Here is a 14,686-nt window from a genome sequence, read left to right on the forward strand (position 1 = left end):
CGTGACGCGTCGAGGGGATGCCCGTTGACCATGACCGTTCCATGGCAATGCGTGCGACGCGGCCTGTATGCTCATTCCATGCGTGAGCATCCAGACGTGCCCCGGGTCCTGGTCGCGCGGCCGCTGACCCCCGAGGGCTTCGCTCCCTACGGTGACGTGGTCAGCGCGGGGCTCGGACCCGGCGCGCTCGCGAACCAGGGCACCGCGGTGCGCTTCGACTGGTCCGCGAAGCTGGAGAACGCTCGCGAGTCCGCGAGGCCCAACCTCGCGGTGTTCCGCTCGGTGGCGCGCTCCCTGCCGTTCACCGTGAAGCTGCTGGAGCACCACCCGTACTCCAGCCAGGTGTTCCTGCCCATGCGCTGCGAGCGCTACCTGGTGTGCGTCGCGCCGACGGCGCCCTCGGGGGGGCCGGACCTGGAGCGCCTGGAGGCGTTCATCTGCGGTCCCGGTGAGGGTGTGAACTATCACCGGGGTGTGTGGCATCACCCCATCGTCGCGCTCGATGCGCCCGCGGAGCTGGCCATGCTGGCGTGGGAAGACGGGAGCGAGGGCGACTGTGTGGTGCTGCACTTCGAGCCGCCCGCGCACGTCCAGGTGCGATTCGACGGCTGAGTCCTGACGTCGACGCGGACGGACGCGCGTGCTTCCCCTATCATCCGGGGCCTTCCTCGTGGGTTGGAGGCTCCGGATGGGACAGCAAGCGGACGTCATCGTCGTGGGCGCGGGGCTGGCGGGGCTCGTCGCCGCGACGGAGCTCGCCGACGCGGGCAAGCGCGTCATCGTCGTGGACCAGGAGGGCGAGCAGAACCTGGGAGGACAGGCGTTCTGGTCCTTCGGCGGTCTGTTCCTGGTGGACTCGCCCGAGCAGCGGCGCATGGGCATCCATGACTCGCACGCGCTCGCGCTCGAGGACTGGCTGGGCACCGCGGGCTTCGACCGCGAGGAGGACCACTGGCCCCGCAGGTGGGCCGAGGCCTTCGTCGACTTCGCCGCCGGCGAGATGCGCCCGTGGCTCTACAACCAGGGTCTGCGCTGGTTCCCCGTCGTCGGCTGGGCCGAGCGCGGTGGCTACGGCGCCGTGGGCCACGGCAACTCCGTGCCGCGCTTCCATGTCACGTGGGGCACCGGGCCCGGCGTGCTCGCGCCCTTCGTGCGGCGCGCCGAGGAGGCGCGCAAGAAGGGGACGCTCACGTTCCTGTTCCGCCATCGCGTGGACGCGCTGCTCACCGAGGGCGGCGCCGTCGTCGGCGTGCGGGGCATGACGTTGGTGCCCTCGGACGTGGAGCGCGGCGTGAAGAGCTCGCGCGACACGGTGGGCGACTTCGAGGTGCGCGCGTCGGCCGTCGTCGTCACCTCGGGCGGCATTGGCGGCAACCACGAGCTGGTGCGCAAGAGCTGGCCGTCGCGCCTGGGCCCCGCGCCCGCGTTCATGGTGCAGGGCGTGCCCGACCATGTGGACGGACGGATGATTGCCATCACCGAGTCCGCGGGCGGACGGGTCATCAACCGCGACCGCATGTGGCACTACACGGAGGGCTTGCGAAACTGGAACCCCATCTGGCCGCGCCACGGCATCCGCATCCTGCCGGGGCCCAGCTCGCTGTGGCTGGACGCCACGGGCAAGCGCCTGCCGCCGCCGCTGTACCCGGGCTTCGACACGCTGGGGACGCTGGAGCACATCCTGAAGACGGGGCACGACTACTCGTGGTTCGTGCTGAACCAGTCCATCTTGAAGAAGGAGTTCGCGCTCTCCGGCTCCGAGCAGAACCCGGACCTCACGGGCAAGGACTGGAAGGGCGTGCTCAACCGCGCCGTGGGCAAGAAGGCCATGGGCCCGGTGGAGGCGTTCAAGGAGCACGGCGCGGACTTCGTCGTCGCCGAGGACCTGCGCACGCTGGTGGCGAAGATGAACGAGAAGACCGACACGAAGCTGCTCGACTTCGCCACGGTGGAGCGCGAGGTGCTCGCGAGGGACAGGCAGCTGGACAATCCGTTCGGCAAGGACCTGCAGATCGCCGCGATTCGCCAGGCGCGCAACTACCGGGGAGACCAGCTGGTGCGCACCGCGAAGCTGCACCGACTCCTGGACCCGAAGGCCGCGCCGCTCATCGGCGTGAAGCTGAACATCCTCACGCGCAAGACGCTGGGCGGCTTCGAGACGGACCTGTCCAGCCGCGTGTTCGGCGCCGAGGGCAAGCTGGTCCCCGGTCTCTACGCGGCGGGCGAGGTGGCCGGGTTCGGCGGCGGCGGCGTGCACGGCTACCGCGCGCTCGAGGGCACCTTCCTGGGCGGGTGCATCTTCTCGGGACGCGCGGCGGGCCGGGCGCTGGCGGCGACGGTGTAGCGCGAGGGGCTGCTACTTGCCGTAGCCCGCACTGCGCACGTCCGTCAGCTTGCCGTCGGTGAAGGTCACCACCTGCATGAGGCGGTTGGGGCCGAAGTTGTAGGTCCACTCCTCGACCTCGACCGTGACGGTCTTCGAGGTCGAGGACTCCTCCTTGCCCTCGCGCACCCGCTCCTTGGTGGAGGTGGACTCGGTGCGGCGCTGCTTGGACAGGGGCTCGCCGCACTTGATGACGGCGTCGGTGGTGGTGGCCCCATCGGAGATGAGGTTGTTGCCACAGCGCAGCGTGGCGGCGTCCGCGTGCAGGGGCAGCAGCAGACCAGCGAGAGCGAGCGGGGCGAGGACCAGACGCATGAGGGCTCCACGGGGGAATGAAGGTGGGCGTCCGACGCGCGGGCCCCCGGGTTATTCACGCTGTCTCCGGAAGACTCAGGGCGCGCGGAGCTTGAGCCGCAGGCGCTGGTCGTCTCCCCGGTCGATGACCTCGGAGATTTCCAGCACCGAGCCCGCGGCCTCCACCGTCTGCCCCGCGCGCACGCGCACGTGCTGCTGCGAGGGGGGCTGGAGGTTCGCGTCGAAGATGAACAGCGCGGCGGTGGGCTCGCGGGTGCCCGCGTCGGTGTCCTCGGGCCAGAAGTTGCCCGTGGCCAGGCTCAGGCGGGGCGTGACCTGGAGGGGCCCGTGGTTCTTCGTCAGGGTGATGACGCCGGGCGCCGCCTCGGAGGACGGCGCCACGGCGGGCGTCTCGCGGGCGCACCCGGTCAGCACCAGCCCGAGGGCCAGCGCCAGACCGGTGTAGCCGCGCGACGCCCGGGGACTCACTTGGTGGGGTTGCTGTTGGCGTACTGGAAGGACTCCTGGAACTCCTTCTCGGTCAGCACGATGTCCGGCGTGCCGGCGCCCCAGGGGTTGCGCAGCGTGACGGTGCCGGCCTTGGTGTCCACGCCGGTGATGAAGTACTCGTGGTCCGCCACCAGCGTGCCGTCCTTGTAGCGCGCGCCGTCGGTGCCGTCCGGCAGGTCGATGCCGAGGAACTTGATGTCGTCGTGCGTGCCCGCGGTGAGGGCCTCGCCGGCCTTGAGGCGCGCGTCCAGGTCGGCCAGCGTGGTGCTGTCGACGTCCAGGCTGCTGCTCTTCTTGCCGGTGATGGCCTCCATCGCCTTGGCGCTGTTGCCGTGGACGATTTCGGGGTAGCCGCCCTTCCACTGGGCATAGGCCTTCTCGACCAGGGCCGGCCACAGCTCCGCCTTGCCGTTCTCCTGCGGGGTGCCGGCGTAGGCCGGGTCACCGCTGGCGTTGAGGGGCAGGTCGGGGGTGACGGTGATGTTCACCGGCTTGCCCTTGTCCTGGAAGGTGACGGTGTAGTTGCCGGACGCGTCCGGGCCCTTGACCATGTTCTCGATGAGGGCCGGGTTGGCGCGGGCGATGGCGCCCATGGAGGTCATCAGGTAGCAGTCGCCAATCTGGCCCTGCTGCACGTCGTTCCAGTGGGCCTTGGTGCCGTCGGTGCCCGCCTCGAAGACGCTGCCGTTCTTGACCTGACCGTAGGTGACGTTCGTGTCGAGCGCCTTGGGGTCCTTGGTCTTCGGCGTCTCGGCGCCGCTGGCCTGGAAGGTCTGTCCGAGCGCGGCGGCGAACTGCTCGCGGCGGCTGGGAGGCAGCATCCCGTCCTGGCTGCGTCCGCTGGCCCACTCGGGCTTCGTCTCGCGGACCTCCTGCTTCTTCACCTCCGGACGCACCGCCTCGGTTTCCTTGCGGGTGGTCTGGGTGACGCGGGACCCTTCATTCCCAATCTTGAAGCTCATGAACGTACTCCCCCTCGATGCGACTGACTTTGAACTTGGGACCGCCGTCCCCCAAGGACGGTGGTGGATGTCTGGATTATCTCAACGGCACTGCCCCGAGTTGCGTGGGGCCCGCACTTGCGGTGCGGGGTGCTAGCGGACCTTGAGGTGGATGGCGGCTTCCTGGCCGTTCTCGCCACGGACCTCGAGGATCTCCAGCTTCGCTCCGTCGACCTCGACGACCTGGGAGGCGTGGACGCGCACGTGGTCCTGCTTGGAGGGGGAGGTGCGGGTGTCGATGATGAAGAGGCCCGCGGTGAGCTGCTTCTCGCGGCCGCCCACTTCCTCGGGCCAGAAGTTGCCGCTGGCCAGGCGCAGGTGCGGCTTCTGCGGGAGCACGAGGGGCCCCTGGCCCTTGATGAGTGTGATGGTGTCGGATGACATGCCTGTTTCCCCCAAGCGTCAGGACGTGCGGGCCCATGGAACGGGCCTCGCGTCAGATGTTCCCGGACGCTAGCACGGGGGCCTGTCCCTGGCGGGAGAGGCTTTGACTGGGAGTGTGGGATGGGGTGGGCGGGTGGAGGCCTGTCCCCCGACTTCGGCATGAACTACTAATTTCATGCGGTAATTAGTAGTTGCTGGTACTTTTCGTCCATGCGGATGCCGGAAATCCCTCCTGATTCCAAGGAGATCCTTCAGGGGAGGGCACCCTGGGAGGTGGCGCGTACGCTGGAGCTGCTGGCCCGACCGGGGCAGGCCGAGGTGGAGGGGCGCTACCTGCATTGGGACGAGCTGCGGCGTCACCCAGTACCCGTGGGGCTGACCCATCGGGAGTGGTGGTTTCAGATCGACATGACCCGGCGGGCGATGAGAGCCCCCCTTGCCCTGAGGGACAAGCAGGGGCGTCCGTTCTGCTATGCGACTCCGGGCAACGTGCTCGAAGGGCTCCATCGCATCGACCGTGAGCTGGGCAATCACCTGGAGTCGACCGCCCCCCAGTTGGGCGACAAGGAAATCCAGGAGCGCTACATCGTCCGCTCGCTCATGGAGGAGGCCATCACCTCCAGCCAACTCGAGGGCGCCTCGACCACGCGCAAGGTCGCCAAGGAGATGCTGGTCGAGAAGCGTCAGCCGCGCACGAAGAGCGAGCGGATGATCTTCAACAATTTCCAGGCGATGGAGTGGCTGCGAAGGCAGACGAAGGAGCGACTCTCCATCTCCTTCCTCCGGGAGCTCCACGAGATCCTCACTCAGGACACGTTGGAGGCCGATGAAGTCGGACGGCTTCGACGTGCGGACGAGCAGGTCACGGTGATGGACCAGGGGGATGGAGAGGTTCTCCACATCCCTCCCGAGGCGGAGGCGTTGCCGGAGCGGCTCAAGGCGCTCTGTGCCTTCGCCAACGAGGAAGGAGCGAACGGCTTCGTCCACCCCGTGGTGCGCGCCATCGCGCTGCACTTCGCGCTGGGGTACGAGCATCCCTTCGTCGACGGGAACGGACGGACCGCGAGAGCACTCTTCTACTGGAGCATGATCCGGCAGGGATATTGGATTGCCGAGTTCCTCCCCATCTCCCGCATCCTGCAGCGTGCCCCGGTGAAGTACGGTCGCGCGTTCCTGTTCACCGAGACGGACAGCAATGACTTGACCTATTTCCTGCTGCACCAGTTGGAGGTGCTCCGCTATGCGACCGAGGACCTCTATGTCTATCTGAGGCGCAAGCAGGAGGAGGCGCTTCACGCGGAGCAGATCCTCCGGAGAGAAGTCGACCTGAACCATCGGCAGCGCGAGCTGCTGCTTCATGCGCTGCGCCACCCCACGGCGCGCTATGACATCGACTCCTATCGGAGGCAGCATTCCGTGGTGTACCAGACCGCCCGGCAGGACCTGCTCGACCTGGAGGCGGCGGGATTGCTGCGGAAGGTCCGGGTCGGACGTGCGTACTCCTTCTCTCCGGTCTCCGGGCTCCAGCAGGTGATGGAGCGGAAGAAGGCCCGGTAGTTGTCGTCGGACTGGAGGAGCTGTCCTCCGGCAGGCTGCGCATCGACGGAGAGGTCGTGAACGGCATGTCCCCCAAGGAGTGGGACATCAGCGTCTCCGAGAGAACCCAACCATGGCCGCGATGCGGGGTCTGCCTTTCCCTCTCCGCCCGCCAGTCTGTATGGCCTAACGCGCCACGGACGGCGTCGGCCAGTCCACACACGGGCGTCCGAAATTCATACATCGTGATGGCGGCCCACTCAATGATGTACTGCCCGTGCGTATGGTAGCGGGCACGTCAACGCGCCCTTTCACCATCACAGGAGTGTTATGATGAACAGCCGTTCCGCCACGCTGTTGCTTGGTCTCGTGTGCCTCATCGCCCTGCCCCAGGCCGCGTCTGCCCAGTCGGACGATGGTCCCTTCTTCAGCAAGGCGCATCTGGTAGGCCACTGGCAGAACTCGCCGGAGTCATCCGCCCTCGAGATCTCCCTCAATGCATACACCGCCTATACGCGGATCGGCTTCGGGCCTGCCCTCCGCATGGACTACTTCAGTTGCCAGGACGGCCTCATCCGGACCGATTGCAACCAACTCCAGGGCCCGTTCGTCGTGGATTGGCAGCTCAGCGAATACCTGAACGCGTCACCGGGAGCCGGCCACCTGCACGTCTATCTGGATGGCAATGTGTTCATGATAGGCTTCGGTCCGCTCTTCGGCACCTACCGCTACCGGACCTGCTACGGCGACACGAGCCCATTCGGGTATGGCGTCAACAAGTACATCCTGATGCAGTCCGGCTCGAACATCTACGGGCCGGTCCCCGGCCTGTCGTGCCTGCCGCGCCTGTAGCCCCGAGGCAGTGAGCGCTCGGAGCCGGCTGGTCGGGCTCCGAGCGTCACGCATGAATGACGCCATCGAGCGCGATGAACTCGCCGCCGATGCTCTCCCGTCTGACCGCGGCCTCGACCACTCGCAAGGTCGCCAAGGAGAGGCTGCTCAAGGGGCGTCAGCCTCGCACCAGGCGCCTTCCAGGCGATGGAGTCACTGCGAAGGAGCGGCCTGGCTCCGAGAACTCCACGAGATGCTCACGCAGGACACGCTGGAGGGGTGGAAGACCCGGGAGTTGTCAGCAGGTGCACGGCGCCGTGACATCGCGCTTGCCGTGCGGGGTGTCGTGGCGATGCTCCGGGGTCATGCACCCTCGGACGACAGCTTCGACTTGGACGACATGGGCCCGGGCTTCGGGCCTCGGGGAGGCCTAGCAGCGTGGCGACGGTGTCCCTGGAGGATGTACGCAAGGTGTACCGGGGCGGCGTCGCCGCCGTGAAGGGTGTGACGCTCCACATCGCAGACGGCGAGTTCGTGTCACTCGTCGGCCCGTCCGGCTGCGGAAAGTCCACCACCCTCAACCTCATCGCCGGGCTGGAGGAGCTGTCCTCCGGAACGCTGCGCATCGATGGCACTGTCGTGAACGGCATGTCCCCCAAGGAGCGGGACATCGCCATGGTCTTCCAGAGCTACGCCCTCTATCCCCACCTGGATGTGGCCCGGAACCTCGCCTTCCCGCTGGAGGTCGCAGGCCTTCCTCGCTCGGACATCGATGCTCGCGTGCGCGAGGTCGCCTCGGTGCTCGGCCTGGAGGCCCTGCTCTCGCGTCGCCCGAAGGAACTCTCCGGCGGACAGCGCCAACGCGTGGCCCTGGGTCGCGCCCTCGTGCGCCGCCCCAAGGTGTTCCTGTTCGACGAGCCCCTCTCCAACCTCGACGCCGCCCTGCGCACCCAGATGCGCGGCGAAATCAAGAAGCTGCACGAGCGACTCCAGGCCACCTTCATCTACGTCACCCATGACCAGGCCGAGGCCATGACGCTCTCCGACCGCGTCGTCGTCATGAGCCAGGGCGAGGTGCAGCAGGTGGCTCCACCGCGCGAGCTGTATGACGCCCCCGCGAACCTCTTCGTCGCGGGCTTCTTCGGCTCGCCTCGCATCAACCAGCTCAAGCCCCGGACCCTGGGACTCGCCGCAGAGGAGGAGGTGGTGCTGGGCCTGCGCCCGGAACACCTGGAAGTGATGGCGTCCCCATCGACGGACAGCGCGCTGACGGGCCGCGTGTACCTGGTGGAACCCATGGGCGCCGAGAGCTGGGTGACCGTGGACGTGGGCGGTGAGCACCTGGTGGCCCGTGCACCCGGTGACTTCCGCGCGGCGTCAGGCGCGGAGGTCGCGCTGCGCTTCGATGCGTCCAGGCTGCGCCGCTTCGATGCGCACACGGGCCGCGCGCTCGCTCAATAGTCGGGCTGGAGCGCTTCTCTGTCGAACGGGAGCCTCCGAGCCTCTCCCGGGCGGTCATGGACGATGGCGCCGAGGTACGGCGCCTCCACGCCCACGAAGTCCGCGAAGCGCAGCTCCAGCGCTTCATCGTGCGAGCCCGCGCGGAACAGCAGCGTCTCCGCCTCGCCCAGGTGCCCGTCCACCACCACCGGCAACCCATACCGCCTGCCGAACGGTGGCTCCGCGCCCACCTCGCAGTCGGGGAAGAGGTGGGCGAACTCCGACTCGTCCGCGAGCCGCAAGCCCTTCGCGCCCGTCACCTCCGCGACGCGGTCCACGTCCACCGTGTCCGGCGCTCCCACGACACAAATCCAGAACGAGTCCTCCGAGCGGAGGATGACCGACTTGGCCACCTGGAAGCCGCTGACGTGCAGCGACTGTGCGAGCGCCTGCGCGGTGATGGCTCGCAGGTGCGGTCTTCGCTCGAAGGGAATCTGGTGACGCTCCAGGTACTGGAGGATGTTCTGCGGAATCATGGCGCGGCCTCCCTCGGTCCTTCCCAAGGAAGGTGCGCCCCTCCGCGCACGACGACCAATCGCTGTCACTCGCGCGCATGGCCCGCGAGCCGCCGCCCTGGCGCTCCACTCGCTCAGGCGTAGACGGGATTGCCCTCCAACGACATCTCCAACCGACGGTTCAACTGCTCCAGCCGGTCATGCCGCTCGCGCAACATGTCGCGGTAGGCCCGCTGGTCCGTCCGGGAAATCTCGTCGAGCAGCTCACGCAACGCCGTGTCCAATGCCTGCTTCAGCTCGCGTCCCTCTACCTCGGAGAGCTCCAGTAACATGCCGCACCTCCCGTGACGGAAAGTAGGCACCTGCGCTTCATGCGGGCAGGGCCCGCCCGCCCGCCGCGGACCCCGGCGACCTCTCGGCCGCTGTCCTTCCTCCCGACATGACCCCGGGCAGGGCAGACCGCGGGGAGGGGCTCCTGCGCTCCTGGCCGCCCCTTGAAATGTCCGAGGCGCGCGCTCGCCCTTCCGTGCTCGAAGCAGCCCGAGGCCCTGGGCTGACGTGGGGCGCCTCGCCGCTCCTCGGTCCGTGAGCCCTGGCGCGAGCGCCTCCTCGCCTGCTCCCTCGGACTGTCATCGGCCACCCGGTGCCCGCAGGTTCTCCCTGACGAGGGCACGGTGTGGCCGCGAGGAGGTCCGATGATTCAGTCCGGCGAAGTGCGTGAGGGAATGACGGTGAGGACCGCGGATGGGCGCAAGCTGGGGCGCGTCGCCGCGGTCGGTGACATCCACTTCGAGCTCGAGCAGGGCCTGGTGCCCGTGCCTCGCCGCGACTACCTCGTGGAGTTCCGCGACGTGGACTACGTCAGCGCCGACGACGTGTACCTCGCCAACGCGGACCATCCGCTGTTGAAGCTCGAGGTGGATGACGACGGCGGCGCGCTCCCACCCCGAAGCTCCCGCGGCATGGACGCCGAGCCGGTGAACACGCCAGCCCTCGGGGACGACGACTCCGTGCTCCACTGAGCGGCTCGCGGGACCTCCTCCGCGAGGGTCTGACGCCCGACCCTTCAGGCGGGTCAAGCGTCCGGAATCACTCAGGTTGGACATCCCTGGAATGTCAGACCGTCAGGCTACACGGGCTCTCTTCGACCTGCGAGGCGAGTGGGCTCCATGCGACGTGTTCCGACATCCTTCCTGGGCGTGGCGCTGTGCGCGCTGGTGTTCTCGTGCGGCGCCGCTCCGCGTCCGGACGAGGGCGCTCGGGACGCCGTCGCCGTGCCGCTGCGTCTGCTGACGCCGCGCAAGCTGTTGCCGTTCGTCACGCTGGCGGATGGCCGCGTGCTGGCCGCGGGTGGGCATGATGGTCAGCGCACGCTCGCGAGCTGCGAGGTGTTCGAGCCGGAGACGGGGCTGTGGCGCGCGACGGGCGCGCTGAACAGGTCGCGTCGCAACCACGCGGCGGTGCGCCTGTTGGATGGTCGGGTGCTGGTGGTGGGCGGTGCCCAGGTCGCCGCGCCGAGCGCGCTGGCGGACGCGGAGGTGTACGAGCCGACCACGGGACAGTGGACGGTGGTGGCGCCGATGTCCGAGCCGCGCAATGACCCTGCCGTGGTGCTGCTGCCGGATGGCCGCGTGCTGGTCGCGGGCGGCACGGACGCGGACCGTCGGCCGCTGCGCTCGGCGGAGTTGTTCCAGCCGGAGACGGGCACGTGGGTGCCCGCGACGCCCCCGGGCTTCGTGCGAGGAGGCGCGGGGACGGCGGTGGTGCTCGGGCAGGGCAAGGTGCTCTTCGCGAGCGGGCTCCAGGCGGAGCTCTACGACGTGGCCACGGGGCGCTGGGAGAAGGCGGGCCTGACGGGAGGCGCGGCGGGCACTCATCGCGTGGGGCACTCCGTGACGGCGCTGCCGGATGGACGGGTGCTCGTGGTCGGCGGCGCCACGGCGCGCGCCTCGAGCACGGCGGAGCTGTATGACCCGATGACGGGCCTGTGGACGCTGGTGGCCGCGCCGTCCGTGCCTCGCGAGCACCACGCGGCGGTGGTGACGAAGGAGGGGATGGTGCTGGTGCTCGGCGGCGAGCACTTCACCACGGGCGCGCTCACGTCCGTGGAGCGCTTCAACCCGATGACGGGCCAGTGGTCCTCGGCGCCGGCGCTCGATGAGCCTCGGCGGTTCTCGCACGCGCTGCTGCTGTCGGACGGCGCGGTGTTGCTGGTGGGCGGGGCGAACGAGATGGCGGGCATGCTCGGCTCGGGCGAGCGGTATCTGCCCGGGGGCTGCGTGCCGGTGACGTGTGAGGCGCGCGTGGGCGCGTGTGGCGCGGTGCCGGATGGCTGCGGTGGGGAGCTGCAGTGCGCGCCTTGCTTCGTGGACCGCTGTGACGCGCCTCCGTGTCACGCGGAGGGCCTCACGCGGCGGTGACGGACGGTGGCACGGACGTGTCCCGCGTGCTCACGGGGCGAGCGCAGGTGACAGCCGTGGACGATTCCGGCTGGAATGCGCCGCATGCGCGGGTGGCTCGTCGGAATCGTCGTGGGACTGGGACTGCTCGGCTGCGGTGGTGACGGCGTCCCCACGCTCACCTACGACGAGTGGGCCGAACGTTCGGCCACCGCGCAGTGCTCCCACGCGCGCACCTGCGCGGGCTCCACGCTGGAGCAGGAGCCCTGTGTCGCCCAGGTCCTCGACAGCTACCAGCAAGTGGAGCCCACGCTGGAGGGCGCCGAGGGCGCCAGGTCCGGCTGCGTCCAGTGCATGCGCATCCGCACCGAGGAGCTCACCGCCGCGCTCGACAGCGACTGTCAGCGCCCGCCCGACGCCGCGCGCATCGACGCGGCCTGTGGCGCCGAGCGTCAAGCCTGCCTCGGTGCGCCATCGCTCACACCCTGAGCCGTGCCCACGTGCGACTGCGTGAGCACTCCCGCACGGAAAGCCTCGCAACCCACGAAGCCCCGGACGCACCGACGCGAGACGGCCCCTGCCGTGCGTGCCACACTGCGCGCCCATGCGAACCCGCCTCCGCCTCCTCGCACCGCTCATGCTCTCCACCGCATGCGCCTCCGTCTCCTCTCAGTCCCCGGATGCCCCCGCCGCGACGGTGAAGCCCTCCACGCCCGAGCGCCCCTTCGGCACGCTGCGCGAGCAGGCCGAGCGGCAACAGGCCTGGCTGCGCGAGCGCATGGACACGGCCCTGCCCCAGCTCATGCGCAAGTACGGCGTCGAGATGTGGGTCGTCCCCATGCGCGAGTACAACGAGGACCCCGTCTTCAAGGCGCTCGTGTCCCCCACGACGTTCGCCGCCCGCCGCCGCACCATCTACGTGTTCCATGACCGCGGCCCCGAGAAGGGCGTGGAGCGCCTGGCGCTCGGCGGTGGACCCCAGGGCGGTGTCTACGTGCCGCGCCGCGCGCAGCAGCAGGTCAGCCACGGCGGCCAGGGCCTGCGCCAGGCGGAGCTGTGGGGCCCCGACCAGTGGCTCGTCCTCAAGCAGGTGCTCGAGGAGCGGCAACCCAAGAGCATCGCGCTCGACATCTCGCGCACCTTCGCCTTCGCGGACGGCCTCTCCCATGGCGAGTACGAGGGCATGGCCGAGGCGCTCGGCCCCGACTGGGTCCAGCGCTTCAAGCCCGCCGGCGGCCTGCCCGTGGACCTGCTCGCCTGGCGCATCCCCGACGAGGCGCGCTTCTACGAGGACCAGACGAAGCTCGCCTGGAACATCATCGAGACCGCCTTCTCCAACCAGGTCATCACCCCCGGCACCACCCGCGTGAAGGACGTGGAGTGGTGGATGCGCCAGCGCCTGGCCGACCTGGGCCTGGAGACCTGGTTCCAGCCCTCCGTGGACGTGCAGCGCCAGGGCGTCACCGACGAGCAGCTCGGCGACGACCCCGTCATCCAGCGCGGCGACGTGCTCCACTGCGACTACGGCGTCACCGCCCTGCGCCTCAACACCGACACCCAGCACATGGGCTACGTGCTGCGCGAGGGCGAGACGGACGTGCCCGAGGGCCTCAAGGCCGCGCTCAAGACGTCCAACCGCCTGCAGGACATCGTCTTCGAGGAGCTGGTCCCTGGCCGCACCGGCAACGAGGTCCTCCAGCGCGCCCGTCAGCGCATGACGAGCGAGGGCATCGACGGCACCATCTACTCGCACCCCATCGGCCTGCACGGCCACGGCGCCGGCGCGATGGTGGGCCTGTGGGACCGTCAGGAGGGCGTGCCCGGCAACGGTGACCACAAGGTCATGCCGAACATGTGGTACTCCATCGAGCTGCAGGCCACGAGCGCCGTCCCCGAGTGGAACGGCCAGCGCGTGCGCTCCGCCCAGGAAGAGGACATCACCATCGACGCCGAGGGCCGCGTGCACTGGGCCTGGAAGCGTCAGACGGACTTCCACCTGGTGCGCTGAAGGCCCGCGTCACCGCAGCGGGCTCTCGTGCGAACCGCGCGCGCGAGAGCCCTGGCTTCTTCAGCGCGGCGTGCCGGTCAGCGACTTGAGCAGCTCCACCAGCGCGCGCTTCTCCGCGTCCGTCAGGTCCAGCGCGACGATGGACACCGTGCGCTTGCCCGTGAAGGAGCCGTCCGGGTCGCCGCCCTCGTTGTAGAAGTCGACGACCTCCTCCAGCGTGGCCTGCGCGCCGGTGTGCATGTACGGCGCCGTCAGCGCCACGTTGCGCAGCGACGGCGTGCGGAACGCGCCCTCCAGCTCCTCCTGCTTCGCCTGCGTGCGCAGCGTGGCGAGCCGCCGCGCGTCCGCGCCGCTGCGGTCATCGCTGTAGCGCCCCGCCGCGTTGAACTCCCAGTCCAGCAGCGACTGCAGCACCGCCCACTGTCCCCCCGCGCCCGGCCCCTTGTCCTGAAGGCCCACGTTGTGGAACAGCTCGTCCGTCAGCGACGGGCCCTTGTGGCACACGATGCACTGGCCCTTGCGCACGAAGGTCTTCAGGCCCAGGTACGCCGGGTCGCTCTGCGCCGTGCCCGCGTCCACCGCCGCCAGGAAGCGCCGCACGTCCACGTCGAAGGGCGCCTCCACCCGCATCAGGTCCCGCTCGTACGCCGCCAGCACCTTGCCCACGTTGGCCATCAGCTCCGGGCCGGGCTCCGCGCCCGGGTCCGCGCCGAACAGCTCCACGTAGCGCGAGCGGTACGAGTCCTGGGCCTGCAGCCGGGCGCGCACCACCTCCGCGTCCGAGTCCATCTCCACCGGGTTCGTCAGCGGCAGAATCGCCTGCGACCAGAGCGAGTCCGCCCGGCCGTCCCACATGAACCAGCGGTTGTGCCGCACGTTCAGCACGGTGGGCGGGTTTCGCTCCGTGCGCTGGCCCCCGCAGCCCTCCGCCGTCGGCGTCTCCACCGTGCGGCCCTCGCCGGTGTGGCAGCTCTCACACGACACCGAGCCGCAGCGCGACAGCCCCGGGTCCCGGAACAGCTCGTTGCCCAGCGTGCGCGCCGCCTCCAGCCCGTCCACGCGGTTGGTGGCGTCCAGGCGCGGGTGGCTCGACAGCGAGTGCAGGCTGCGCAGCTGGTCCAGCTCGTCCAGCGTGGGGAAGGGTTCCTCGGACTCACACGCCAGCCCCATCCCACCCAGGCTCAGGGCGAGCAGGGCGGTGCGCCAGCTTCTCGAAATCATCACCGGGTCGTCCTTCTTCACCATCCGTCGCGGCCCGGCCTGGTCCGGTACCTCGCGCCGCTCCACGGGCGGTCTGCCGGAAGCTTCGCGCCCCTCGGTGCGCGAATCAATCCGGAATTCCTGGACGACCTGGAGCCTACCTGCCCGCTCCGCTCCCGACACCG

Annotated in this window: 16 protein-coding genes; 9 read left to right on the plus strand and 7 right to left on the minus strand. The window is 69.4% G+C overall.

All coding sequences use genetic code 11. The annotated features are described in order from the left end of the window. The first annotated feature begins 78 nt into the window (after positions 1-78). Both OWM54_RS22795 and OWM54_RS22800 read left to right on the plus strand, forming a co-directional pair. On the plus strand, positions 79-612 hold the full coding sequence (locus OWM54_RS22795; protein WP_267698842.1) for an ureidoglycolate lyase: 534 nt from the start codon (positions 79-81) through the stop codon (positions 610-612). A gap of 76 nt (positions 613-688) precedes the next feature. After that, a complete protein-coding gene (locus OWM54_RS22800; protein WP_267698843.1) occupies positions 689-2,344 on the plus strand; it encodes an FAD-binding dehydrogenase in 1,656 nt (551 codons plus the stop codon). 12 nt (positions 2,345-2,356) lie between these two features. On the opposite strand, the gene OWM54_RS22805 is transcribed toward OWM54_RS22800, so the two are convergent. The 4 genes from OWM54_RS22805 to OWM54_RS22820 form a co-directional block, all read right to left on the minus strand. Continuing rightward, positions 2,357-2,698: a DUF2845 domain-containing protein gene (locus OWM54_RS22805; RefSeq protein ID WP_267698844.1), complete on the minus strand. Its 342-nt coding sequence runs from the start codon at positions 2,696-2,698 to the stop codon at positions 2,357-2,359. Positions 2,699-2,773: 75 nt separating this feature from the next. Next, positions 2,774-3,166 (minus strand): hypothetical protein, encoded by a 393-nt coding sequence (locus tag OWM54_RS22810; protein WP_141331870.1) that lies wholly within the window; start codon positions 3,164-3,166, stop codon positions 2,774-2,776. Beyond that, on the minus strand, positions 3,163-4,149 hold the full coding sequence (locus tag OWM54_RS22815; protein WP_223750502.1) for a C2 family cysteine protease: 987 nt from the start codon (positions 4,147-4,149) through the stop codon (positions 3,163-3,165). Before OWM54_RS22815 ends, OWM54_RS22810 begins: the two co-directional genes overlap by 4 nt. Positions 4,150-4,281: 132 nt before the next feature. Next, entirely contained in the window at positions 4,282-4,572 is a 291-nt protein-coding gene (locus tag OWM54_RS22820; protein ID WP_267698845.1) for a hypothetical protein, read from the minus strand. 273 nt (positions 4,573-4,845) lie between these two features. Here OWM54_RS22820 and OWM54_RS22825 point away from each other — a divergent pair, with 273 nt between their 5' ends. The 3 genes from OWM54_RS22825 to OWM54_RS22835 all read left to right on the plus strand — a co-directional run bounded on the left by OWM54_RS22825 (position 4,846) and on the right by OWM54_RS22835 (position 8,400). Continuing rightward, on the plus strand, positions 4,846-6,129 hold the full coding sequence (locus OWM54_RS22825) for a Fic family protein (RefSeq protein WP_267698846.1): 1,284 nt from the start codon (positions 4,846-4,848) through the stop codon (positions 6,127-6,129). Positions 6,130-6,441: 312 nt separating this feature from the next. After that, on the plus strand, positions 6,442-6,960 hold the full coding sequence (locus OWM54_RS22830; protein ID WP_223750500.1) for a hypothetical protein: 519 nt from the start codon (positions 6,442-6,444) through the stop codon (positions 6,958-6,960). A 417-nt stretch (positions 6,961-7,377) separates the two neighbouring features. Then, on the plus strand, positions 7,378-8,400 hold the full coding sequence (locus OWM54_RS22835; RefSeq protein WP_267698847.1) for an ABC transporter ATP-binding protein: 1,023 nt from the start codon (positions 7,378-7,380) through the stop codon (positions 8,398-8,400). Here the strand turns inward: OWM54_RS22835 and OWM54_RS22840 are convergent. Both OWM54_RS22840 and OWM54_RS22845 read right to left on the minus strand, forming a co-directional pair. After that, entirely contained in the window at positions 8,394-8,915 is a 522-nt protein-coding gene (locus tag OWM54_RS22840; protein ID WP_223750498.1) for an aminoacyl-tRNA deacylase, read from the minus strand. The genes OWM54_RS22835 and OWM54_RS22840 overlap by 7 nt on opposite strands. Before the next feature lie 113 nt (positions 8,916-9,028). Beyond that, positions 9,029-9,226, minus strand: coding sequence for a hypothetical protein (locus OWM54_RS22845; protein WP_223750497.1), 198 nt, complete (start codon positions 9,224-9,226; stop codon positions 9,029-9,031). A gap of 363 nt (positions 9,227-9,589) precedes the next feature. On the opposite strand from OWM54_RS22845, the gene OWM54_RS22850 reads away from it, so the two are divergent. From OWM54_RS22850 to OWM54_RS22865, 4 genes are all read left to right on the plus strand, one after another. After that, a complete protein-coding gene (locus tag OWM54_RS22850; RefSeq protein ID WP_267698848.1) occupies positions 9,590-9,916 on the plus strand; it encodes a DUF2171 domain-containing protein in 327 nt (108 codons plus the stop codon). A 147-nt stretch (positions 9,917-10,063) separates the two neighbouring features. Then, positions 10,064-11,314, plus strand: a complete 1,251-nt coding sequence (locus tag OWM54_RS22855; RefSeq protein ID WP_267698849.1) for a Kelch repeat-containing protein — start codon at positions 10,064-10,066, stop codon at positions 11,312-11,314. Positions 11,315-11,398: 84 nt separating this feature from the next. After that, entirely contained in the window at positions 11,399-11,782 is a 384-nt protein-coding gene (locus OWM54_RS22860) for a hypothetical protein (protein WP_223783770.1), read from the plus strand. 115 nt (positions 11,783-11,897) lie between these two features. After that, positions 11,898-13,301, plus strand: a complete 1,404-nt coding sequence (locus tag OWM54_RS22865; RefSeq protein WP_324289138.1) for a M24 family metallopeptidase — start codon at positions 11,898-11,900, stop codon at positions 13,299-13,301. Positions 13,302-13,361: 60 nt separating this feature from the next. On the opposite strand, the gene OWM54_RS22870 is transcribed toward OWM54_RS22865, so the two are convergent. Next, a complete protein-coding gene (locus tag OWM54_RS22870; RefSeq protein WP_267698852.1) occupies positions 13,362-14,546 on the minus strand; it encodes a cytochrome-c peroxidase in 1,185 nt (394 codons plus the stop codon). Positions 14,547-14,686: the final 140 nt, after the last annotated feature.

The organism is Myxococcus sp. MISCRS1, assembly GCF_026626605.1.
GTDB classification, from domain to species: Bacteria; Myxococcota; Myxococcia; order Myxococcales; family Myxococcaceae; genus Myxococcus; species Myxococcus fulvus.

Excerpts from the sequence above, each read along its gene's own strand:
- OWM54_RS22795 (WP_267698842.1), top strand. The coding sequence starts at position 79 with ATGCGTGAGCATCCAGACGTGCCCCGGGTCCTGGTCGCGCGGCCGCTG.
- OWM54_RS22800 (WP_267698843.1), top strand. The coding sequence starts at position 689 with ATGGGACAGCAAGCGGACGTCATCGTCGTGGGCGCGGGGCTGGCGGGG.
- OWM54_RS22805 (WP_267698844.1), bottom strand. The coding sequence starts at position 2,698 with ATGCGTCTGGTCCTCGCCCCGCTCGCTCTCGCTGGTCTGCTGCTGCCC.
- OWM54_RS22815 (WP_223750502.1), bottom strand. The coding sequence starts at position 4,149 with ATGAGCTTCAAGATTGGGAATGAAGGGTCCCGCGTCACCCAGACCACC.
- OWM54_RS22820 (WP_267698845.1), bottom strand. The coding sequence starts at position 4,572 with ATGTCATCCGACACCATCACACTCATCAAGGGCCAGGGGCCCCTCGTG.
- OWM54_RS22830 (WP_223750500.1), top strand. The coding sequence starts at position 6,442 with ATGAACAGCCGTTCCGCCACGCTGTTGCTTGGTCTCGTGTGCCTCATC.
- OWM54_RS22840 (WP_223750498.1), bottom strand. The coding sequence starts at position 8,915 with ATGATTCCGCAGAACATCCTCCAGTACCTGGAGCGTCACCAGATTCCC.
- OWM54_RS22845 (WP_223750497.1), bottom strand. The coding sequence starts at position 9,226 with ATGTTACTGGAGCTCTCCGAGGTAGAGGGACGCGAGCTGAAGCAGGCA.
- OWM54_RS22850 (WP_267698848.1), top strand. The coding sequence starts at position 9,590 with ATGATTCAGTCCGGCGAAGTGCGTGAGGGAATGACGGTGAGGACCGCG.
- OWM54_RS22855 (WP_267698849.1), top strand. The coding sequence starts at position 10,064 with ATGCGACGTGTTCCGACATCCTTCCTGGGCGTGGCGCTGTGCGCGCTG.
- OWM54_RS22860 (WP_223783770.1), top strand. The coding sequence starts at position 11,399 with ATGCGCGGGTGGCTCGTCGGAATCGTCGTGGGACTGGGACTGCTCGGC.
- OWM54_RS22865 (WP_324289138.1), top strand. The coding sequence starts at position 11,898 with ATGCGAACCCGCCTCCGCCTCCTCGCACCGCTCATGCTCTCCACCGCA.
- OWM54_RS22870 (WP_267698852.1), bottom strand. The coding sequence starts at position 14,546 with ATGGTGAAGAAGGACGACCCGGTGATGATTTCGAGAAGCTGGCGCACC.